At 62.2% G+C, this 19,464-nt stretch carries 23 protein-coding genes, 3 tRNA genes and 1 riboswitch; of the genes, 23 read left to right on the top strand and 3 right to left on the bottom strand.

Annotated elements, in window-relative coordinates:
- Nucleotides 1–61 precede the first annotated feature (61 nt).
- A tRNA-Cys gene (locus J7I86_RS18875) sits at nucleotides 62–132 on the bottom strand.
- Nucleotides 133–178: 46 nt separating this feature from the next.
- Nucleotides 179–251, bottom strand: a tRNA-Gly gene (locus J7I86_RS18870).
- 247 nt (nucleotides 252–498) lie between these two features.
- Between J7I86_RS18870 and J7I86_RS18865 the strand changes: the two genes are divergently transcribed.
- From J7I86_RS18865 to hisF, 16 genes are all read left to right on the top strand, one after another.
- Nucleotides 499–570, top strand: a tRNA-Val gene (locus tag J7I86_RS18865).
- Between the two features lie 167 nt (nucleotides 571–737).
- On the top strand, nucleotides 738–905 hold the full coding sequence (locus J7I86_RS18860; RefSeq protein WP_214822334.1) for a hypothetical protein: 168 nt from the start codon (nucleotides 738–740) through the stop codon (nucleotides 903–905).
- Nucleotides 906–917: 12 nt separating this feature from the next.
- The gene (locus tag J7I86_RS18855; protein ID WP_214822332.1) at nucleotides 918–1,790 is read left to right on the top strand and encodes a cytochrome; all 873 of its coding nucleotides are present in this window, start codon (nucleotides 918–920) and stop codon (nucleotides 1,788–1,790) included.
- A gap of 70 nt (nucleotides 1,791–1,860) precedes the next feature.
- Nucleotides 1,861–2,433: a peptide deformylase gene (gene def / locus J7I86_RS18850; RefSeq protein ID WP_214822330.1), complete on the top strand. Its 573-nt coding sequence runs from the start codon at nucleotides 1,861–1,863 to the stop codon at nucleotides 2,431–2,433.
- The gene (gene fmt / locus J7I86_RS18845; protein WP_214822327.1) at nucleotides 2,430–3,350 is read left to right on the top strand and encodes a methionyl-tRNA formyltransferase; all 921 of its coding nucleotides are present in this window, start codon (nucleotides 2,430–2,432) and stop codon (nucleotides 3,348–3,350) included. The genes def and fmt overlap by 4 nt, the downstream gene beginning before the upstream one ends.
- The gene (locus J7I86_RS18840; protein WP_214822325.1) at nucleotides 3,347–4,915 is read left to right on the top strand and encodes an RsmB/NOP family class I SAM-dependent RNA methyltransferase; all 1,569 of its coding nucleotides are present in this window, start codon (nucleotides 3,347–3,349) and stop codon (nucleotides 4,913–4,915) included. Before fmt ends, J7I86_RS18840 begins: the two co-directional genes overlap by 4 nt.
- Nucleotides 4,916–4,960: 45 nt before the next feature.
- Nucleotides 4,961–5,635, top strand: coding sequence for a ribulose-phosphate 3-epimerase (rpe, locus tag J7I86_RS18835; protein ID WP_214822324.1), 675 nt, complete (start codon nucleotides 4,961–4,963; stop codon nucleotides 5,633–5,635).
- Between the two features lie 78 nt (nucleotides 5,636–5,713).
- Nucleotides 5,714–5,870, top strand: a riboswitch (FMN riboswitch).
- Between the two features lie 89 nt (nucleotides 5,871–5,959).
- Nucleotides 5,960–6,664 (top strand): nicotinamide riboside transporter PnuC, encoded by a 705-nt coding sequence (gene pnuC, locus J7I86_RS18830; RefSeq protein ID WP_214822323.1) that lies wholly within the window; start codon nucleotides 5,960–5,962, stop codon nucleotides 6,662–6,664.
- Nucleotides 6,661–7,800: a bifunctional diaminohydroxyphosphoribosylaminopyrimidine deaminase/5-amino-6-(5-phosphoribosylamino)uracil reductase RibD gene (gene ribD / locus J7I86_RS18825; protein ID WP_214822322.1), complete on the top strand. Its 1,140-nt coding sequence runs from the start codon at nucleotides 6,661–6,663 to the stop codon at nucleotides 7,798–7,800. Before pnuC ends, ribD begins: the two co-directional genes overlap by 4 nt.
- The gene (locus J7I86_RS18820) at nucleotides 7,800–8,429 is read left to right on the top strand and encodes a riboflavin synthase (protein WP_214822321.1); all 630 of its coding nucleotides are present in this window, start codon (nucleotides 7,800–7,802) and stop codon (nucleotides 8,427–8,429) included. The genes ribD and J7I86_RS18820 overlap by 1 nt, the downstream gene beginning before the upstream one ends.
- The gene (gene ribB / locus J7I86_RS18815) at nucleotides 8,426–9,121 is read left to right on the top strand and encodes a 3,4-dihydroxy-2-butanone-4-phosphate synthase (protein WP_214822320.1); all 696 of its coding nucleotides are present in this window, start codon (nucleotides 8,426–8,428) and stop codon (nucleotides 9,119–9,121) included. Before J7I86_RS18820 ends, ribB begins: the two co-directional genes overlap by 4 nt.
- Nucleotides 9,118–9,822, top strand: a complete 705-nt coding sequence (ribA, locus tag J7I86_RS18810) for a GTP cyclohydrolase II (RefSeq protein ID WP_214822319.1) — start codon at nucleotides 9,118–9,120, stop codon at nucleotides 9,820–9,822. The genes ribB and ribA overlap by 4 nt, the downstream gene beginning before the upstream one ends.
- Before the next feature lie 16 nt (nucleotides 9,823–9,838).
- Nucleotides 9,839–10,324 (top strand): 6,7-dimethyl-8-ribityllumazine synthase, encoded by a 486-nt coding sequence (gene ribH / locus J7I86_RS18805; RefSeq protein WP_214822318.1) that lies wholly within the window; start codon nucleotides 9,839–9,841, stop codon nucleotides 10,322–10,324.
- 107 nt (nucleotides 10,325–10,431) lie between these two features.
- Nucleotides 10,432–10,695, top strand: a complete 264-nt coding sequence (locus J7I86_RS18800; RefSeq protein ID WP_214822316.1) for a phosphoribosyl-ATP diphosphatase — start codon at nucleotides 10,432–10,434, stop codon at nucleotides 10,693–10,695.
- An 84-nt stretch (nucleotides 10,696–10,779) separates the two neighbouring features.
- Nucleotides 10,780–11,640: an ATP phosphoribosyltransferase gene (gene hisG, locus J7I86_RS18795; protein WP_214822314.1), complete on the top strand. Its 861-nt coding sequence runs from the start codon at nucleotides 10,780–10,782 to the stop codon at nucleotides 11,638–11,640.
- Between the two features lie 36 nt (nucleotides 11,641–11,676).
- Nucleotides 11,677–12,453 (top strand): imidazole glycerol phosphate synthase subunit HisF, encoded by a 777-nt coding sequence (gene hisF, locus J7I86_RS18790; protein WP_214822313.1) that lies wholly within the window; start codon nucleotides 11,677–11,679, stop codon nucleotides 12,451–12,453.
- A gap of 77 nt (nucleotides 12,454–12,530) precedes the next feature.
- On the opposite strand, the gene J7I86_RS18785 is transcribed toward hisF, so the two are convergent.
- On the bottom strand, nucleotides 12,531–13,175 hold the full coding sequence (locus J7I86_RS18785; RefSeq protein WP_214822307.1) for a TIGR03085 family metal-binding protein: 645 nt from the start codon (nucleotides 13,173–13,175) through the stop codon (nucleotides 12,531–12,533).
- 89 nt (nucleotides 13,176–13,264) lie between these two features.
- Here J7I86_RS18785 and hisI point away from each other — a divergent pair, with 89 nt between their 5' ends.
- From hisI to trpA, 7 genes are all read left to right on the top strand, one after another.
- Nucleotides 13,265–13,681 carry a phosphoribosyl-AMP cyclohydrolase gene (gene hisI, locus J7I86_RS18780; protein WP_214822305.1) on the top strand — a complete coding sequence of 139 codons (417 nt, stop codon included), beginning with the start codon at nucleotides 13,265–13,267 and terminating at the stop codon, nucleotides 13,679–13,681.
- A 58-nt stretch (nucleotides 13,682–13,739) separates the two neighbouring features.
- Entirely contained in the window at nucleotides 13,740–15,323 is a 1,584-nt protein-coding gene (locus J7I86_RS18775) for an anthranilate synthase component I (protein WP_214822301.1), read from the top strand.
- Nucleotides 15,320–15,925 carry a Trp biosynthesis-associated membrane protein gene (locus J7I86_RS18770; RefSeq protein ID WP_214822296.1) on the top strand — a complete coding sequence of 202 codons (606 nt, stop codon included), beginning with the start codon at nucleotides 15,320–15,322 and terminating at the stop codon, nucleotides 15,923–15,925. The genes J7I86_RS18775 and J7I86_RS18770 overlap by 4 nt, the downstream gene beginning before the upstream one ends.
- A 133-nt stretch (nucleotides 15,926–16,058) precedes the next feature.
- A complete protein-coding gene (locus tag J7I86_RS18765) occupies nucleotides 16,059–16,331 on the top strand; it encodes an HGxxPAAW family protein (protein WP_214822295.1) in 273 nt (90 codons plus the stop codon).
- 2 nt (nucleotides 16,332–16,333) lie between these two features.
- Nucleotides 16,334–17,152, top strand: a complete 819-nt coding sequence (gene trpC / locus J7I86_RS18760) for an indole-3-glycerol phosphate synthase TrpC (RefSeq protein WP_214822294.1) — start codon at nucleotides 16,334–16,336, stop codon at nucleotides 17,150–17,152.
- Nucleotides 17,153–17,266: 114 nt separating this feature from the next.
- A complete protein-coding gene (gene trpB / locus J7I86_RS18755; RefSeq protein ID WP_214822293.1) occupies nucleotides 17,267–18,643 on the top strand; it encodes a tryptophan synthase subunit beta in 1,377 nt (458 codons plus the stop codon).
- Nucleotides 18,643–19,455, top strand: coding sequence for a tryptophan synthase subunit alpha (gene trpA / locus J7I86_RS18750; RefSeq protein WP_214822291.1), 813 nt, complete (start codon nucleotides 18,643–18,645; stop codon nucleotides 19,453–19,455). The genes trpB and trpA overlap by 1 nt, the downstream gene beginning before the upstream one ends.
- Nucleotides 19,456–19,464 lie beyond the last annotated feature (9 nt).

The following is a 19,464-nucleotide window of genomic DNA, read 5'->3' as shown; positions in this document are numbered from 1 at the left end:
GCTACCGCTGCGCCAATCGCCCATGCATCCAGCAAGGAGCTGGAAGACATGGTTTTCACCGAGGTGGGTACGGGATTCGAACCCGTGTATACGGCTTTGCAGGCCGCTGCCTCGCCTCTCGGCCAACCCACCGTGTAAGCAGATTTCCGAGGAATTCTTGCCTTGACAGTGCCTTGCGAGCGGACGACGAGATTCGAACTCGCGACATCCACCTTGGCAAGGTGGTGCTCTACCAGCTGAGCTACGTCCGCAGTGTCGTTTCGGCGGGCAGCCTTGCAGGCATTCCGTCGCTTTCCGACGAGTAAAAACTCTATAGGAGGTTGCTGCAAACTCCAAATCGGTAGCTTGCCTTTGACCGCGAGGGTGGCTGGATCCTTGTATCTACGCGGTTGCGGTGAAGTTTCATCGCTGTAATTCCACCGTTGTAGTTCGATGCCGGGCGCAAGCCGCTATCCGTTTTGCATTCCGGCCGTGGTCCGTTAGTGTTTTCTATGCACCGGGCGATTGGCGCAGTGGTAGCGCGCTTCGTTCACACCGAAGAGGTCACTGGTTCGAACCCAGTATCGCCCACTACCGGTTTGAAAAGATTGAACCCCGTTTGAACTGACCCAGTCAGTTCAAACGGGGTTTTCTTTTGCCCCCGGCCTGAAGGCCCGGCTTGGTATGAAAGGCCGGCGTTTATTATCCGGTTCGCCGGTTTTGCGTCACGAACCACGTGGACGCGGCACCCATCAGGCATGCGCGAACACGACGAATCGGAAGAGCCTCCAGCCGCAACGGACCCTGCCCCGCGCTATGAGGAGCTGGCCGTGACCGCCCCTATCCTCGCAGGCAAGCTCGCCAGGCTTTCCCCGGAGCAGCTTGCCCTGATCTTCCCGCGGATGAATTCTGTCGGTCCTCTATGACACAGTCTTTATATGACTGCTCCACTGCTTGCCCACGCTACTGACTACGGCCGGATGTACGCCCGCTCCACAACTGAGCAATTTTCCGTGCCGTCCATCACCACAGTGATCGGACAACAGGCCCATGCTTTGGACGGGTGGTTCAGTTACATGGGCGCAAGCAGCTTGGCTGCAGATCCTGAGCTTCCAGCCATCCTTGGAAGCCCGGCAAAAATCCGTCAGGCGATCAACAAAGCCTCCAAGGCCGCCGAGGTTTACCGGGATGCGGCTGCAGCACGCGGAGATCGCGTTCATACATACTGCGAACAGGTAGCTTTGCGGGCCATGGGCCGGCCGCACCGTATGGAGGAGTGCAGGGATGACCTGGCAGCCCATGGAGAACAGGCCTTTGCTGCCCGCTTTGACGAGTGGTGGGAGCTCTACCGGGTGGAGCCTCTCGCTCCGGAGATCACTGTGTGGAACAAGACGGTGGGGTATGCCGGGACATTGGACCTCGTGGCACGGATCAACGGCCGCATCTGCCTCATTGACTACAAAACCAAAGGCACTACCCGGGACGGTACGGTCAAGGCCCTGGATGACAAAGTGGTTATGCAGCTCGCGGCAGGGATGAAGGCGGAAGAAAGCCTAGTGGATCCTGTCGCTGGTGAATGGGAACCATGGAAGTACGGCGATAACCCCATGTTGCTGGCAGTAGCCATCGGGGAAACTGAAGTCAGGCCGCAACGGGCCAATCCGGACATCCTCAAGCACCATTGGTGGAAGTTCTGCGCCCTGCGGCGCGTGTGGGAGATGTCAGCGGACGTTGTCGCGGCCGGACAGCCACTGCTCCCTGTTGCTCCGCCTGTATTTGCGTCAGCAGGCGCGGCACCTGCAGCCACATGACCTCAACTAAACTGGCTTAGGCCCCGCAACAACCGGAGCCGGGGTTGACGATCGTGAGGACTGACAGCAGATGGCAATTTTGAGTATCCGAATCATCGGGGATCCGGTGTTGCGCACCGTAGCTGACCCCGTCACCGATTTCGGTCCGGAGCTCGCCAAGCTGGTAGCCGACATGACCGAAACCATGGAGGACGTTGAGGGGGCCGGCCTCGCTGCGCCGCAGGTGGGCATAAGTCAGCGTGTGTTTACGTACCGAATCGGTGGAGTGGAAGGCCACATCATCAACCCGGTCCTGGAAAACAGTGACGACTTCCAGCCGGACGAAGTAGAAGGCTGCCTTTCAATTCCCGGTTTGGGCTTCCCCGTGCGCCGCTACAGGACCACCAAGGCCACTGGCGTGGACCTGGACGGGAACCCGGTTTCGGTGGAGGCGGAGGGCATGCTTGCCCGCTGCTTCCAACACGAGACAGATCACCTTGACGGAGTCCTGTACACCGACAGGTTGGAAGGCGATGACCGTAAGGCCGCCCTCCGAGCCATCCGGAACGCCAATTACCACGCCATTACGGAGCAAACCACCTCCCAACGCGCCAACTCCGTAAAATCCAGCTTCGGCGGCGGCAGCTTCGGAGTTCCCGAGTGAAGGTACTCTTCGCAGGAACGCCGGCTGTGGCCGTGCCGTCGTTGAACGCTCTGGTTAAAGCCGGCTTTGAGATCGTTGCGGTCCTCACCCGGCCGGACGCGCCCGTGGGACGCAAACGCGTCCTGACACCTTCACCGGTGGCAGCACGAGCCATGGAACTCGGTATCGAGGTCATCCGAGCGGCCAAGGTCGACGCCGAGACCACAGCCAGAATCGCGGATTTCGCTCCCGACGTAGCCGCAATCGTTGCCTACGGTGGCATCGTTCCCAGGGCTGCTCTGGGTGTCCCCACACACGGCTGGGTCAACCTGCACTTCTCCCTCCTCCCGGCCTGGCGCGGTGCTGCGCCCGTGCAGCGATCCATCATCGCCGGCGACGACGTCACGGGAGCTGCTACGTTCCAACTCGAAGAAGGTCTGGATACCGGGCCTGTTTTCGGGACGCTCACTGAAACAGTTCGTTCCGAGGACACTGCCGGCGATCTGCTGGAGCGGCTTTCCATCAGCGGCGCAGTACTGCTGAGCCAGACCCTCTCGGCAATCGATGCCGGCCAGGCTGCTCCACAGCCGCAGAACGGGGAAATCTCCCTCGCCCCCAAGCTGACGCTCGACGACGGACGCCTGGACTGGCACCAGCCTGCCCTTGCATTGAACCGCCGCGCGCGGGGTGTTACTCCTGAACCAGGAGCCTGGACCATCTTGGAGGGCCAGAGGATCAAACTTGAACCAGTAAAACTGCGGCCTGATATCAAGGACCTTCTTCCGGGAAACATCAGGGTGGACGGCAAATCCGTTGTAGTGGGTACCGGCTCCCACGCAGTGGAGCTTGGCCGAATTCAACCGGCCGGTAAGAAAATGATGTCGCCTGCCGATTGGGCGCGCGGCTTGTCAACACCCGAGAGAGTGGTATTCGAATGAGCGAGTCCGGCCGGCGAGGCCCCAACAACAGCGGGAGCCGGGACGGCGGCGGAGCGGGAAATCGAGGCTCACAGGGCAGCCGTGGAGCCGGCGGCGACAGCAAGCGCAACGCCCAAGGCCGGGAGCGCAACAGGGGGCCAAAAAGAGGTTTCACTGATAACGCTCCTTCGCAGCGAACGCGTCGCGCCGATCCAGCGCGACTCGTGGCTTTTGAAGTGCTCCGCGCGGTTGCTTCCGAAGACGCTTACGCGAACCTGGTGCTGCCGGCTCGTATCCGGGAGCACCGCCTGGACCGACGCGATGCAGGCTTCGCCACAGAACTGAGCTACGGGGCTTTACGGGGTCAAGGTACCTACGATGCTGTTCTGGCCCGTTGCGTAGACCGTCCCTTGGAGCAACTGGATCCTGCCATTTTGGATGCTTTGCGGATCGGCGCGCACCAGCTGCTTTCCATGCGTGTTCCCGCCCATGCGGCGCTGGACCAGACTGTCGGTTTGGCACGTGCGGTTATCGGAGCCGGACCTTCGGCCCTCATTAACGCCGTACTTCGCAAGGTCACTGCCCACAGTATGGGGGAGTGGCTGGAGATCCTGCTGGATGGTGAATCAGACGAAACCAAGATCGCTGCCCTGCGTCATGCCCACCCGGAATGGATTGTCCGTGCGCTGCGTCAATCGTTGGTGACCCATGGTCGCCCCAAAACCGAAATTGATCCTCTTTTGGAGGCAGACAACGCGGCCCCAGTGGTGAACCTGGTGGCTTTGCCCGGGTTGGGGAACCTGGATGAGGCCTTCGATAATGGCGCCACGGCAGGTGAGTTGGTGGAAGACTCTGCCCTTTCGGCCGGAGGGGACCTCGGCCGTTTTGAATCGGTCCGGCGTGGTACCACGCGTGTCCAGGACGTGGGATCCCAACTTGTGGCCCGCGCTTTGGCCGGAGTCGAGTTGGGCGATCCTCCGGCCAAAGGTGAACGATGGTTGGACTTGTGCGCGGGCCCGGGCGGCAAGGCGGCTCTCCTTGCTGCTTTGGCCTACCGCGACGGCGCAACCCTGCTGGCCAACGAGCCCGCACCGCACCGGGCCAAACTCGTTGAGCAAGCACTATCGGCTGTCCCCAATGAGGCCTGGACAGTGCGGACCGGCGACGGCCGTGAAGTGGGTGTGGAGCAGCCCGAAGCCTTTGACCGCGTCCTCGTGGACGTACCGTGCAGTGGTCTTGGTGCCTTGCGAAGACGACCGGAATCCCGGTGGCGCCGCTCTCCCAAGGACATCGGAGACTTGGGCCCCTTACAGCGTGACTTGTTGAAGTCCGCGCTTGATGCCGTCAAGCCCGGTGGCGTGGTGGCCTATGTGACGTGTTCCCCCCATCCGGCCGAAACCACCGCCGTTGTTACTGACGTGCTGGCCAAGCGCGAGGACCTTGAACTGCTGGACGCCGGACAGGCGTTGAACAACGTCAGCCTTACCGGCAATCTTGACGCCGGTCACGAACTCACTGCCCAGTTGTGGCCGCACGTGCACCAAACGGATGCCATGTTCATGGCAATCATCCGCAAGAAGCCGTAGCTACCGGAATCCGGACTCCATTCCCACCGACCCGAAGGGGCTGCTTTGTCTCAGTGCTGTATCAACCCGAGCATCCTGTCAGCGGATTTCGTCAACCTTGAGGCGGAACTGCAACGGATCAGCAATGCAGATGCCGTCCATGTGGACGTCATGGACAACCATTTCGTTCCCAACCTGACGCTGGGCCTGCCTGTGGTGCAAAGGATTCAAGCGGTCAGCCCGGTGCCGCTGGACGCGCACTTGATGATCTCCGACGCCGACCGCTGGGCGCCTGCCTACGCGGACGCCGGCGTCGCTTCGGTGACATTCCATGCCGAAGCCGCCATCGCGCCCGTCAAGCTGGCCCGGGAACTGCGCGCCAGGGGGTCCAAGGCCGGCATGGCTTTGCGTCCGGCCACGCCCGTGGAGCCTTACCTGGACATGCTCAGTGAACTGGACATGCTGTTGATCATGACCGTGGAGCCCGGATTCGGGGGACAGCCATTCCTGGACATCACCTTGCCCAAGATCAGGCGTGCGCGGGCTGCGATTGAAAATTCGGGGATCGGCGTCGCCATCCAGGTGGACGGTGGCATCACTGAGGAGACCATTGTGAGGGCAGCTGAAGCCGGCGCGAACGTCTTCGTTGCAGGCTCGGCAGTGTACGGGCATCGAGACCCCGCAGAGGCGATCGAGAAGCTTCGTGCAGCTGGTCAAGCCGCTGCATGGACAAATGCCTGACGACCGTCACCACATGTTACGAAAATGGCCGGGGAATAGTCCGGACACCTCGGTAGTTGTGGCAGAATAACAACACACATACGTGCTCCGGGGTCGGTGTAAGTCCGAACCGGCGGTTATAGTCCGCGACCCGCGAGCCATTGGATGTCCAAGAAATTGGATCTTTGATGGCAGACGGTTGAACTGGTGAAATTCCGGTACCGACAGTTAAAGTCTGGATGGGAGAAGCACGTACAGTCATGCCTTGGGCGTTCCTTTTGTGACGCCCGGCATTGCGCTGTCGTACACCCCCGGAGTCATCGCGGCTTACTGGGAAGGAATGGCATGGACTTTCTGCGATGGCTCTTCGAAGCACAGATCCCCGTTGGAGGATCTGCTCTAGTCTTACGCGAAGTGCTTGGAAACATCTTTGGGCTCCTCAGCGCCCTCGGCGGCATGCGCCGTAAAGTCTGGGCATGGCCAATCGGCATCGTCGGTAACATCCTCCTGCTCACGGTCTTCCTGGGCAACGTCTTTGGTGCAGCAGCGCCGGCCACGCTGTGGGGACAAGCCGCACGCCAGATCATGTTCATCGCAGTGGCCGTTTATGGCTGGTACCGATGGCAGCAAGGCCGGCAATCGAGCACCCAAGGGCGGGCCATCGTGCCGGGTTGGGCCAGTAACAAGGTCCGGATCGCACTCATTGCTGCCATGGTGGCGGGCACCGCGGCACTGACGCCCCTGTTCGACTCACTTGGCTCCTATCCGCCCGTCTGGGCCGATGCCTGGACCTTCATGGGATCCCTGCTGGCAACCTACGGCATGGCACGCGGATGGACTGAATTCTGGCTGATCTGGGTGGCCGTTGACATTGTGGGAGTGCCGCTGTTGTTCAGCGCGGGTTACTACGCCAGCGCGGTGATGTACCTGTTCTACGGCTTCTTCACTCTTACCGGGTTCTTCGTATGGTGGCGGGCCGAAAAGCGCGAACGAGCCGGCCGCGATGCCGGGCCGGTGGCCGCTGCTGTATCCGCGGGAGCGGTCCAATGAGCTTCGTCAACACCCCTTACACTCCAGCAGAGAGTACGGCCATGGAGGCCGCACTGAAAGCTTCCCTTGCCGGACCCAGGGGTGCCAATCCGTTAGTAGGCGCCGTAATCCTCAGTCCGCAGGGCGAGCAGCTGGCAACCGGTTATCACCGAGGGGCCGGAACGGCCCACGCTGAAGCCGACGCGATTTTCGAAGCCCGCAGGAAGGGCGTCGACACCACAGGAACCACCATGGTTGTCACGTTGGAGCCGTGCAACCATGTGGGCAGAACCGGGCCCTGCGCCCAAGCGATCATTGACGCGGGAATCGCGAAGGTGATTTACGCCGTCGACGACCCCCATGATCCTGCCGCCGGCGGTGCGCGCACGCTCACTGCCGCCGGTGTTGAGGTCAGGTCCGGACTGGAAGGCGCGAAGGCGCTTGATGTGAACCGTGACTGGTTCGACGCCGTTGCGGCCAAGCGTCCTTTCGTCACCTTGCACATAGCTCAGACCCTGGACAGCAGAATTGCTGCTGTGGACGGCACCAGCCAGTGGATCTCCTGTCCGGAGTCGCTTGCAGACAACCACGGACTGCGTGGTCTGATCGACGCGATTTTGGTAGGCACCGGAACTGTGTTGATCGACAACCCGCGCCTGACGGCCAGAAACCCGGACGGCGAACTATCGGCCCACCAGCCACTACGGGCCGTGATGGGCCTGCGGGAAATCCCTGAGGATGCTGCAGTCCGCGGAACTGACGGGCGTTTCGTACATCTGCCCACACGGGATCCGGCCGAAGCTTTGGGGCTGTTGTTCGAACAGGGAGTCCGGCACCTCATGGTAGAGGGAGGCTCATCCATTTTGAGCACGTTCCTGGCAGCAGAACTGGTGGACGAACTGATCGTCTATCTCGCTCCCACCTTGCTCGGATCCGGCACTCCGGCACTCAACGACCTCGGGATCACCACGCTGGAAGAGGCCCAGCATTGGTCATGGGACGAAGCCGGCGGCGGCGCTGTCCGCATTCTTGGCAACGACCTTCGGCTGCACCTGCGCTCCCCACGGGGAGCCGCCAGCACCATCAAGAATTCGGTTTCGCAGAAGAATTTGCTTTCTCACAGTGAAGCTGCGGAATATCTCACAGGAGGAAACTGATGTTTACGGGAATCGTTGCCGAGCAAGGCACGGTGCTGGGCATTGAGCACGACGGCGATGCCAGCGCAACACTGCGACTCAAAGCGGCCACCACGGCCGAGGGATTGCCGCTGGGCGGCTCCATCGCCGTCAACGGGGTGTGCCTCACGGCCACGCAGATTGAAGGCCAGGACTTCAGCGTTGACGTCATGGGGGAGACACTGATCCGGACCACCATCGGCGAACTGGTGGCGGGAGATGCCGTCAACCTGGAACGCTGCGTTCCGGCCGGAGGGCGGCTGGACGGGCACGTTGTCCAGGGCCATGTGGACGGTGTTGGTGAGCTGTTGGAACGCGAGCCGCTGGGAAACTGGGACCGGCTGCGGTTCGGAGTGCCGGCCACGCTGGCACGGTACATCGCCGAGAAGGGTTCGATCGCCGTCGACGGTGTCTCACTGACCGTGACCGCTGTCAGTCCTGCCGCCGAGACGGCACCGTGGTTTGAGGTCGGACTGATCCCCACCACCTTGGAAGAAACAGGCCTGGGTGCCAAAACGGTGGGAGGCCGGGTCAACATCGAAGTTGATGTGCTGGCAAAGTACACCGAGCGCCTTCTGTCCTTCGCACCTCAGCAGGGAGAGTCAAAATGAGCGCCCCTGCCAAGACCACTCCGGCCGGCGCGCGACGCACCGGGCTCGATCCTGTTGAATCAGCAATCGCCGCCATGGCCGCCGGCCAAGCCGTAATAGTGGTGGACAACGAAGATCGGGAGAACGAAGGCGACATCATCTTCGCTGCCGAGCACGCCACACCGGCGCTGATGGGGTGGACCATCCGGTATTCATCCGGCGTCATCTGCGTTCCCTTGGATGGAGAGCGTGCGAACGCCCTCATCCTGCCGCCCATGGTGGAGATCAACCAGGACTCCAAGGGAACCGCTTACACTGTTTCCTGCGATGCCGCGATCGGAGTCAGCACCGGAATCTCGGCCACCGACCGCGCGCTGACGGTTCGGGTTCTGGCAGATCCCAGCAGCACTCCGGCCTCAATCACCCGCCCGGGGCATATTTTCCCGTTGCGGGCAGTTAACGGGGGAGTGCGTGAACGTCCGGGCCACACGGAAGCTGCCGTGGACCTGTGTCGTCTTGCCGGACTTGCTCCGGTGGGTGTGATCGCAGAGTTGGTACATGACGACGGTGAAATGATGCGGCTGGACAGTCTGCGCGATTTCGCCGCTGAACATGGATGCCCCCTCATCTCCATTGAGGACCTGGTGTCATATGTTGAAGCGGTAGAGTCCCGCACGGCACATGTTTCACAGGAGAACGAGGAGAAGCGATGACCGCATCGACCACACGCAGCAGTGACCACACCGGCCCCGGGCCGCATCCCGTCAGTGGTGGGCCGATCGTGCAATTGCCGACCGCTTTTGGTGATTTCGTGGCACAGGCGTGGACGGACCTTGAGACGGGCCACGAGCACCTTGCCGTCAGTTCCCCCACCCCGCCCAAGGGCGGCCATGCGCCGCTGGTACGGCTGCATTCGGAGTGCCTGACCGGTGACGTGTTCGGTTCCTACCGCTGTGACTGCGGAGAGCAGTTGGCCTTTGCTTTGGAACTCATTCACGCAGAGGGCGGGACACTGCTCTACCTGCGCGGCCAAGAGGGCCGCGGCATCGGGCTGGCCAACAAGATCAAGGCATACGCGCTGCAGGAAGCCGGCTTCGACACCGTGGAGGCCAACGAACAGCTCGGCCTGCCGGTAGATGCACGCTCCTACACAGCGGCGGGCCAGATCCTGGCGGAGATGGGGCTGCACGAGGTCAGGTTGTTGAGCAACAACCCGGACAAGCAAAACCGCCTTGCCCAAGCCGGAGTCACGGTTGTGGAGATGGTACCCACCGAGGTTCCTTCCCGCGAACAGAACCTGCGCTACCTGCAGACCAAGAAAGACCGGATGGATCACCGGCTGGCGCTCGACGTTGAGCCCGTCAGCAACGGCAAGACGCCGGCACCCCACCCCTTCGACAACAACCAAGACTGAACGGACTTCAATCAATATGAGCGGCCACGGCGCACCCACTATTGACCTCACCACCCTCAACCCCGAGGAAACCTCTCAGCTGAAGCTGGCCATCGTGGCCGCGAGCTGGCACACACAGATCATGGACGGACTGGTTGACGGCGCCCTTCGCGCCGCAAAGGAAGCCGGCATCGCCGAACCCACACTGCTGCGGGTTCCGGGCAGCTTTGAGCTTCCGGTTGCCGCGGCCAGGCTCGCGCCGCACTTTGACGCCGTCGTAGCCCTGGGCGTGGTGATCCGCGGCGGAACCCCGCACTTCGACTACGTCTGCCAGGCGGCGACCTCGGGCCTCACCGACGTCAGCGTCCGCACCGGCGTGCCGGTTGGCTTCGGCGTCCTCACCTGCGACACCGAGCAACAGGGGATCGACCGTGCCGGTCTTCCCGGTTCCAAGGAGGACAAGGGCCACGAAGCAGTGACCGCTGCCTTGGCCACGGCTGTGGCGCTCAAGCAGTTCAGCTAGAAGCGCTTGCTGCAGAAGGGGATGTGAGTGTGTCTTCACTCACATCCCCTTCGTCATGCAACGCCCCAACAAGCGGTGTCCGCCCTGGAGCAAGTAGTCTGGAGGGCGTGAAGAATTTCGAGACGCTGTTCGCAGAACTGAGTGAGAAAGCAGCGACCCGCCCGTCAGGTTCGCGCACGGTTGCCGAACTGGACTCCGGAATCCACGGCATCGGCAAGAAGGTGGTCGAAGAGGCCGCCGAAGTCTGGATGGCCGCGGAGTACGAATCGGACGAAGCCGCTGCTGAGGAAATCTCCCAGTTGCTGTACCACCTGCAGGTCCTCATGCTCGCCAAGGGCCTCAGCCTGGAAGACGTTTACAAGCATCTCTAGCCACGCCACTCCGCTGACCTGTTGCGGAGCCCGCCGCGTGGCCAACGTGCCTGAAAACCTCCATTCCAAAAAGAAAGTCTCCCAATGCTCCGTGTAGCAGTCCCCAACAAGGGATCCCTGTCCGAAGCCGCCTCGGCAATGTTGTCCGAGGCCGGCTACCGCCAGCGACGCGACACCCGCGAACTGGTCATGGTTGATCCCGACAATGACATTGAGTTCTTCTTCCTCCGTCCCCGCGACATCGCAGTGTACGTGGGCGAGGGAACCCTGGACGTAGGCATCACCGGCCGCGACCTCTTGCTGGACGCAAAGGTGGAAGCCGAAGAACTGCTCCCGTTGGGCTTCGCCCCGTCCACCTTCCGTTTCGCCGGTCCCGTCGGTGACTTCACCGGCGTCGAGCAGCTCGAAGGCAAACGCCTCGCCACCAGTTACGACCAACTTCTGCGCGACTACCTCTCCGAGCGCGGCGTGAACGCCACAGTAGTCCGCTTGGACGGCGCCGTGGAGTCTTCGGTACGCCTCGGCGTGGCAGACGCGATCGCAGACGTGGTTGAAACAGGTAACACCCTCAAGGCTGCCGGCATGGAGATCTTTGGCGATCCCATCCTGAAGTCCGAGGCCGTGCTGATCCGGCGCTTCGGCTCGGGTGGAGCCGCCAACGGAACAGCCAAGGAAATTGAGATCCTCATCCGGCGACTCCAAGGCGTCCTCGTGGCACGCCAGTACGTCCTGATGGACTACGACATCCGCAAAGACCTTGTGGAAGACGCGGCAGCCCTGACTCCGGGCCTCGAATCGCCCACCGTCTCACCGCTGCGGGATTCCGAGTGGGTTGCCGTGCGGTCCATGGTTCCCAAGAAGGAAACCAACCGCATCATGGACGAGCTGTACGACCTCGGCGCACGCGCCATCCTGGTCAGCAGCATCCACGCCTGCCGCATCTGATCCCGGTATGAGTCCAGCAGAATCTAGGAGCAGCACATGGCTGTAGCCGTACGCGTCATCCCATGCCTGGATGTCGATGCAGGCCGCGTGGTCAAAGGTGTCAATTTTGAAGGCCTCCGCGACGCCGGAGATCCAGTGGAACTCGCACACCGGTACGACAACGGCGGGGCCGACGAACTGACGTTCCTGGACGTTACAGCCTCGTCCGGCAACCGGGAAACCACGTTCGATGTCGTTCGCCGCACTGCAGAGGAAGTATTCATCCCCCTTACCGTGGGCGGAGGCGTCCGTGGTGTTGCCGAGGTGGACAAACTCCTGCGCTTCGGCGCGGACAAGGCATCCATCAACACCGCTGCCGTTGCCCGGCCCGATGTGATCGATGAGATCACCCGACACTTCGGCTCGCAGGTGCTGGTGCTCTCCGTGGATGCACGCCGTACCCGCGAAGGTGACCAGCCGACGTCGTCCGGTTTTGAGGTGACCACCCATGGTGGCCGCACCGGCGCCGGAATCGACGCCATAGCCTGGGCCAAAGAAGCAGCTGATCGGGGTGTGGGAGAAATTCTGCTCAACTCGATCGACGCTGATGGCACCAAAGACGGTTTCGATCTTGAATTGATCCGCCTGGTTCGTGCCGCCGTGAACATTCCCATCATCGCGTCCGGTGGGGCAGGTGTGCCTGCGCATTTCCCGCCTGCTGTGGAGGCAGGCGCGGACGCCGTTCTGGCGGCATCAGTGTTTCACTTTGGACCAGACGACATGATTGCCCAGGTCAAGACCGCGATTCGTGAGGCAGGCTTCGAGGTCCGCTAGTCCCCATAAAAGCAACGCGGGTCACTTCCTGCCCTTCCCCTAGCGGATTACGGGCGGGAAGTGACCCGCGTTGCTGTTTAAAGGCCGATGTCCGCAGACTGCAAGAGCGCGACGGCGTCCGGCTGGCCCTCGAAGGTGACGAGGGCTTGGCTGGTGCGGCCATGGGCATGCATGAGCAGCTCGCCGGGCTCGCCGACAATGGCAACGGAGACGGGAGCGCGCTTGGCTACGTGCCGGGGGCCGGTGGGCCGCACAAGCACAATGCCGAGGTCCACGCCGCGATAAAGGAACGCCGCGCGCTTGATGAGTTCGTCCCACAAGGCGTCCGAATAGGCTTCGTCCAGGGCGCGGGGCGCCCAGCGGTCACCGGCACGGCGAATATCCTCGGTGTGCACGAAGTACTCGATGAGGTTTGACGTCTCATCCAGGGCTTTGATCTTCAAGGGGGACAGAGCCGGCGGGCCACCGCGGAAGGTCTTGACGAGATCCGCGTAGGCGTCCGAACTCTTCAGCTTTTCTGCCAGCTTGGATGTAGCCTTCTCGGAGGCCTTGCCCAGGCTAGGAATCAGGAGCCCCAAGCCAACTGCAATCTTCCGTTCCCGCAGGTACAAGTGCGCGGCAAGATCCCGGGTCAACCACCCTTCGCAGAGCGTGGGGGAGTCAGGCCCGGCCGCCAGCAGGGTTTCGGCCAGTACTTCTCGGGAAGGTTCGACGAAATGCATCACTTGTGAAACTAGCACGATCGGAGCACTCTTGCGCAGTGGAACCGCCGCAGAATCCGGCTCCCGCCAAAGGCACTAGACTTGATCTGATGTCAGAGCAGTCCGCCCCCAGCCCAACTCCTGCCGCGGAGCTCTCAAGCGACCCCGCGAGCCCCTTGCCGCAGGAGATCGCCAGCGCCCTGAAACGGGATTCTTCAGGCCTCGTTGCTGCAATCGTGCAGCAGCACGACACCCATGAGGTCCTCATGCTCGGCTGGATGGACGACGAAGCGCTCCACCGCACCATGACCTCCGGCAGGGTCACTTTCTACTCCCGCTCCCGCCAGGAGTACTGGCGCAAGGGCGACACCTCCGGACACGTACAGTTCGTGAAGTCTGTTGCCCTTGACTGCGACGGCGATGCCCTTTTGATTCGCGTGGACCAAATTGGCGCAGCCTGCCACACCGGAACCCGCACCTGCTTTGATGGTCGCGACTTCACAGTCGTTACGGGCCACCGCGAATAAGGCACCCACCACTTTCCACCGACGTACCACCTCAGACAATAAGGCGGAGAACATAGCCATGCAGGACCTTGGAATCATCAGCCCGGGCCTGGAAGAGTTCCGCGAACTCGCCGTCCACAGCCGTGTCATCCCTGTCCGACTCAAGGTTTTGGCGGATGCCGAGACCCCCATCGGCTTGTACCGGAAGCTGGCCAAAGGGCAACCGGGAACCTTCCTCCTGGAATCAGCTGCGGTTGGCGGCTCCTGGTCCCGCTATTCCTTCATTGGTTCGAAGTCTCGTGCAACGCTGACCACCAAGGACGGCGAAGCCCACTGGATCGGCCAGCCCCCTGTAGGCGTCCCGGTTTCCGGCAACCCGGTGGAAGCCGTCCGCGAGACCATTGCTGCTTTGCAGACGGATCGTTTTGAAGACTTGCCTCCGTTCACCTCGGGATTGGTCGGCTTCCTTGGCTGGGAAGCCGTGCGCCATTGGGAGCGACTGACGTCTCCGCCCGAGGATGACCTTCAACTGCCGGAGATGGCACTGAACCTGGTCACCGATATGGCGGTGCACGACAACGTGGACGGCACAGTCCTCCTGATAGCCAATGCCATCAACTTCGATGACAGCACCGAGCGGGTGGATGATGCCTGGCACGACGCCGTAGCCAGGGTTAAAGGGCTGCTGGCACAGATCAGCACCCCTGTTGCCCAGCCGGTCTCCGTGCTGGAAACCGGTGCCCTGGACTTTGCCTCCAGCGTCCAGGAACGCTGGGATGAGGCCAAGTACTTGGAAGCGATCGACCGCGGCAAGGAAGCCATTGTTGACGGCGAGGTTTTCCAGGTGGTGATCTCCCGGCGATTCGAAATGGAGTGTGCCGCGGACCCGCTGGATGTTTACCGCGTCCTGCGGAACACCAACCCCAGCCCGTACATGTACCTCTTCAGCCTGGAGGACGCGGACGGTCGCGAGTACTCGATTGTGGGCTCGTCGCCGGAGGCTTTGGTCACGGTGACCGGACAGGAAGTCATTACCCACCCCATCGCCGGTTCGCGCCCCCGTGGCAAGACCGTGGAGGCGGACAAGGCCTTGGCGTTGGAACTCCTGGCCGACCAGAAAGAGCGCGCCGAGCACCTGATGCTGGTTGACCTCTCACGCAACGATCTCTCCAAGGTCTGCGTCGCGGGAACCGTGGATGTCACGCAGTTCATGGAAGTGGAGCGGTTCAGCCACATCATGCACCTTGTTTCCACTGTGGTTGGCGAGCTGGCTCCCCACGCCAAGGCCTACGACGTGCTCAAAGCGACCTTCCCGGCAGGCACTCTGTCCGGTGCTCCCAAGCCGCGTGCGCTGAGGCTGCTCGACGAACTGGAACCGCACCGGCGCGGCATCTACGGTGGCGTGGTGGGCTACCTGGACTTCGCCGGAGACATGGACATGGCCATTGCCATCCGGTCCGCACTGCTCCGTGAGGGGCGTGCCTACGTTCAGGCCGGCGGTGGGATTGTGGCCGATTCGCACAAGCCTTCTGAAGCTTTGGAGACGGTGAACAAGGCCGCCGCGCCCCTTCGCGCGGTGCACACAGCCGGGTCGCTGCAGAACATTTCCGCAAGCGCCGCCCGGAATGCTGACGTGTCCGATGACGAGACGCCGGCGTCATGAGCAGTGCATCTTCAGCGCCTTCGCCGAAGCGGTCGCCGCGTTGGGCGAGGAAGTCCACTCTGGTTCTTGCCACCACCATCCTTGCGCTGGCTGTCTTCGGAGCCACCACTCAGACGTGGATCGAGGTCCGGCTGGATCCCACCGGCGCTTCCAACAGCGACCTCCATGTCCAAGGAAGCAAAGCGGCTACCGCGGTCACGGCGCTGGCCGTCGTGGCTTTGGCGGGTGGCCTGGCGGCGTCCATCGCCGGGAAGATCGCCCGCTGGATAACCGCATTCCTCATCGCCTTGTCCGCTGCGGGAATCATCCTCGCAGCAGTCACGGTGATCCTTGATCCGCTGGGAGCCGCACAGGGTTCCATCGCTGCCGCCACGGGAGTCTCCGGCGGGCAGGCCGATGCTGTAGTAACTGCGTTCCCGGTACTTGCCATCATTGCCGGTTTCCTCTTGGCGGTCTGCGCTGTTGTCTTGCCTCTGGCAGGGCGGCACTGGACCTCCCGAACCAAGTACGACGCCGGGGCGCGGGGCAGGAAGAGCAGCAACGAACCAGTGGACGAGATCGACAGTTGGGACAGCCTCTCGCGCGGTGAAGACCCCACATAGGCAGTCGCCCATCAGACTTTCGGGCGGTCCGGAGCAACAAAGCCGACGCCGCCTGTCCTGACGTCCGCCGATGTCCCGGCAGTCGTCAATAAATGGCAGAATGTAAGCAGTATTCATCCTGAGGAGATTTCACATGAGCAAAACCACAGTGTCCAACCATCAAGCGGAATCCACCATGGCCAGCCACGCTGACGCCATCGGTCATGGAAACAGCCCGGCTGCCTGGACCTGCGTACTTGTGATGCTGGTCGGCGCCCTGATTTCCTCCATCGCCTTTGTCATCGCCAGCACCCCGATCTTCGTCGGCGGACTGGTGGTCATGGTCATCGGCCTGATCGTAGGCTTCGTCATGCGCAAGGCCGGCTACGGAGTTGGCGGCAGCAAGCTGCAGAACAACGGCCACTAATCGTGACCGTTCTTGATGACATCATTGTTGGAGTCAAGGAGGACATGGAGGTCCGCCGCGGCCGCGTGTCCCTTGCGGAGCTGAAGGAGCGCGCCGCAAACGCTGCTCCCGCTCGTGATGCATGGGCAGCCCTTGGTGGCCCGTCATCGATCCGCAACGACCTCAAAGTCATCGCCGAGATCAAGCGTCGCAGCCCCTCCAAGGGTGACCTCGCGTCCATCGCCGATCCCGCGTCGCTCGCGGTGCAGTATGCCGACGGCGGAGCTTCCGTAATCAGCGTCCTCACCGAACAGCGCCGCTTTGGCGGTTCGTTGGCGGACCTCGATGCGGTGCGCGCCGCCGTCGAAACGCCGTTGTTGCGCAAGGACTTCACCGTTGATGAGTACCAGATCTGGGAAGCCCGTGCCCATGGCGCGGACCTCATCCTGCTGATCGTCGCGGCATTGTCCGACTCGGAGCTTGCCGACTTCAGTGCCCTGAGCCACGAGCTCGGCATGAACGTACTGGTGGAGACGCACACCGAAGAAGAAATCGAGCGGGCAGTAGCGGCGCAGGCCAAGATCATTGGCATCAATGTCCGCAACCTCAAAACGCTCGACGTCGATCGCTCCGTTTTCGGATCACTGGCCGGCTTGATTCCAGCTGAGTCCGTCATCGTGGCCGAATCCGGCGTCAGGGGGCCCGAGGACGTCTCGCATTACGCCGAGGGCGGCGCCAACGCCATCCTGGTGGGGGAGGCGCTGGTCAGCGACTCCACGCCCCGGGAACGCATCACTGAATTCAAGGCAGCCGGAGCTGCCGCCATCGCCGTCAGGAACTGAGGCAGTAACTGAATCACGGCGAATAGTTGCAAGGCAGCCCGGGCATTAGCCTGCGGCTGCCTTGTGGCACGTGGAACTACCCAATGAACTAACTGGAACAGGACGGTGAGACTGATGGTCGACGCGCCAACAGCCGGCTCAGAAGAGAATGTGGCTGACGCATTCCTCCAAGGTGGCCCTTCGCTGCGGAATGCATCGGGGCCCTACTTTGGCAGCTATGGCGGACGCTGGATGCCCGAGTCGCTCATCGCCGCCCTCGACGAAGTCCAAGACACTTTTGAGAAAGCCAAGGCTGATCCAGATTTCATCGCGCAGCTCAAGGACCTCAACAAGAACTACTCCGGCAGGCCTTCCCTGCTCACCGAAGCCAAGCGCTTCTCGGAGCACGCCGGCGGGGCACGCATCTTCCTCAAGCGCGAGGACCTGAACCACACCGGCTCCCACAAGATCAACAACGTCCTGGGTCAGGCACTCCTCGCCAAGCGCATGGGCAAAACCCGTGTGATCGCGGAAACCGGTGCTGGACAGCACGGTGTCGCCAGCGCCACGGCCGCAGCCCTGCTGGGCCTGGATTGCGTGGTCTACATGGGTGCCGAGGATTGTCGGCGCCAGGCCCTGAACGTGGCCCGCATGCAGCTGCTCGGTGCCACGGTGGTACCTGTGACCAACGGTTCACAGACACTCAAGGATGCCATCAACGATGCCCTTCGGGATTGGGTCTCCAATGTGGAGCACACCCACTACCTGTTGGGCACCGCAGCCGGGGCGCATCCCTTCCCCGCCATGGTCCGCTACTTCCACGAAGTCATCGGTGAAGAAGCGCGCAGCCAGATCCTGGAGCAAACAGGCAAGCTTCCCGACGCCATTGCTGCATGTATCGGTGGAGGATCCAACGCAATCGGCCTCTTCCACGCTTTCCTTGACGACGCGTCAGTGAAGATCTACGGCTTTGAAGCCGGAGGCGAAGGCGTGGAGACGGGCCGCCACGCGGCAGCGATCTCCCTGGGCCGCCCTGGTGTACTTCACGGGGCCCGTTCCTACCTGATGCAGGACGAAGACGGCCAGACCATTGAGTCCCACTCCATTTCCGCCGGCTTGGACTACCCGAGCGTCGGCCCGGAACACTCCTACCTGGCAGATATCGGGCGTGTTACCTACGAGGCGGTGACGGACACCGAGGCCATGGACGCCTTCAGCGTCCTGTGCCGGACTGAAGGCATCATCCCCGCCATTGAGTCCTCACATGCCTTGGCAGGTGCCATCAAGATCGGTCACCGGCTCACGGAGGGCAAGGAAAACCCCTCTGACGTGACGGTGATCGTTAACTTGTCCGGTCGTGGCGATAAGGACGTGGAGACTGCTGCTGCCTGGTTCAACATGTTGGACGAGGAAGGGCACGTCAAGGGCACTACGCTGTCCACGCGGAAGCCGAAGGGGCCAACCGAGCGCACTAACGAAGCTGCCGTGGATGTCAACGAGGACCAGAACTGATGACTGAAGAATTCGCCAGCAAATCCGCTGCCGCCATTGACCGAGCCAAAGCAGAAGGACGGGCTGCGCTGGTGGGGTACCTTCCCGCGGGCTACCCCACCGTCCAGGAAAGCATTGAGGCCGGCATTGCCCTGGCCCGCAACGGTGCTGACCTGATCGAGATCGGAATCCCGTATTCCGATCCCGTGATGGACGGCCCCGTCATCCAGGCCGCCACCACCGAAGCGATTTCCAACGGATTCCGCGTTGCCAACGTCTTTGACGTGGTTGCCGGCATCACTGCAGCCACTGATTCGGCAGTCCTGGTCATGACGTATTGGAATCCTGTCATGCGCATGGGCGTGGATGAATTTGCCCGCCGCCTGGCAGAAGCCGGGGGAGCAGGCCTCATTACACCGGACCTGGTTCCTGATGAGGCTCATGAGTGGTTCGAAGCCTCGGACAGGTACGGCTTGGACCGGGTGTTCCTTGTGGCACCCTCCTCCACCCCGGAGCGGTTGGACATGACGGTCAAGGCAAGCCGTGGATTTGTCTACGCTGTCTCGATCATGGGTGTCACGGGAACGCGCACCTCGGTCAGCAGCACTGCCGAAGACGTGGTGGCCCGCGCCCATGCCGCGGGCGCCGAGCGCGTTTGCGTAGGTTTGGGCGTCTCTAACCCGGATCACGTCCGTGAAATCGCTGCCTATGCGGACGGCGTGATCGTCGGTACCGCTTTGGTGGCTGCCCTGCGCGATGGCGGCGTGGACGCCGTCGGACAACTCACCAAGAACCTCAGCGCCGGCCTGGGCCGCGCAGCTGCAGAAGCCTAGGAAAAGGAA

It is taken from the genome of Arthrobacter sp. ISL-95, assembly GCF_018613695.1.
Taxonomy (GTDB): Bacteria; Actinomycetota; Actinomycetes; order Actinomycetales; family Micrococcaceae; genus Arthrobacter.
The sequence above is the reverse complement of the archived record's forward strand: the minus strand, read 5'-3'. Positions and strand labels throughout refer to the sequence as shown.

What these genes read in the sequence shown, in the direction of transcription:
- J7I86_RS18860 (WP_214822334.1), top strand. Translation starts at nt 738, where the DNA reads ATGCGCGAACACGACGAATCGGAAGAGCCTCCAGCCGCAACGGACCCT.
- J7I86_RS18855 (WP_214822332.1), top strand. Translation starts at nt 918, where the DNA reads ATGACTGCTCCACTGCTTGCCCACGCTACTGACTACGGCCGGATGTAC.
- def (WP_214822330.1), top strand. Translation starts at nt 1,861, where the DNA reads ATGGCAATTTTGAGTATCCGAATCATCGGGGATCCGGTGTTGCGCACC.
- J7I86_RS18840 (WP_214822325.1), top strand. Translation starts at nt 3,347, where the DNA reads ATGAGCGAGTCCGGCCGGCGAGGCCCCAACAACAGCGGGAGCCGGGAC.
- pnuC (WP_214822323.1), top strand. Translation starts at nt 5,960, where the DNA reads ATGGACTTTCTGCGATGGCTCTTCGAAGCACAGATCCCCGTTGGAGGA.
- ribD (WP_214822322.1), top strand. Translation starts at nt 6,661, where the DNA reads ATGAGCTTCGTCAACACCCCTTACACTCCAGCAGAGAGTACGGCCATG.
- J7I86_RS18820 (WP_214822321.1), top strand. Translation starts at nt 7,800, where the DNA reads ATGTTTACGGGAATCGTTGCCGAGCAAGGCACGGTGCTGGGCATTGAG.
- ribB (WP_214822320.1), top strand. Translation starts at nt 8,426, where the DNA reads ATGAGCGCCCCTGCCAAGACCACTCCGGCCGGCGCGCGACGCACCGGG.
- ribA (WP_214822319.1), top strand. Translation starts at nt 9,118, where the DNA reads ATGACCGCATCGACCACACGCAGCAGTGACCACACCGGCCCCGGGCCG.
- ribH (WP_214822318.1), top strand. Translation starts at nt 9,839, where the DNA reads ATGAGCGGCCACGGCGCACCCACTATTGACCTCACCACCCTCAACCCC.
- hisG (WP_214822314.1), top strand. Translation starts at nt 10,780, where the DNA reads ATGCTCCGTGTAGCAGTCCCCAACAAGGGATCCCTGTCCGAAGCCGCC.
- hisF (WP_214822313.1), top strand. Translation starts at nt 11,677, where the DNA reads ATGGCTGTAGCCGTACGCGTCATCCCATGCCTGGATGTCGATGCAGGC.
- J7I86_RS18785 (WP_214822307.1), bottom strand. Translation starts at nt 13,175, where the DNA reads ATGCATTTCGTCGAACCTTCCCGAGAAGTACTGGCCGAAACCCTGCTG.
- hisI (WP_214822305.1), top strand. Translation starts at nt 13,265, where the DNA reads ATGTCAGAGCAGTCCGCCCCCAGCCCAACTCCTGCCGCGGAGCTCTCA.
- J7I86_RS18775 (WP_214822301.1), top strand. Translation starts at nt 13,740, where the DNA reads ATGCAGGACCTTGGAATCATCAGCCCGGGCCTGGAAGAGTTCCGCGAA.
- J7I86_RS18770 (WP_214822296.1), top strand. Translation starts at nt 15,320, where the DNA reads ATGAGCAGTGCATCTTCAGCGCCTTCGCCGAAGCGGTCGCCGCGTTGG.
- J7I86_RS18765 (WP_214822295.1), top strand. Translation starts at nt 16,059, where the DNA reads ATGAGCAAAACCACAGTGTCCAACCATCAAGCGGAATCCACCATGGCC.
- trpB (WP_214822293.1), top strand. Translation starts at nt 17,267, where the DNA reads ATGGTCGACGCGCCAACAGCCGGCTCAGAAGAGAATGTGGCTGACGCA.
- trpA (WP_214822291.1), top strand. Translation starts at nt 18,643, where the DNA reads ATGACTGAAGAATTCGCCAGCAAATCCGCTGCCGCCATTGACCGAGCC.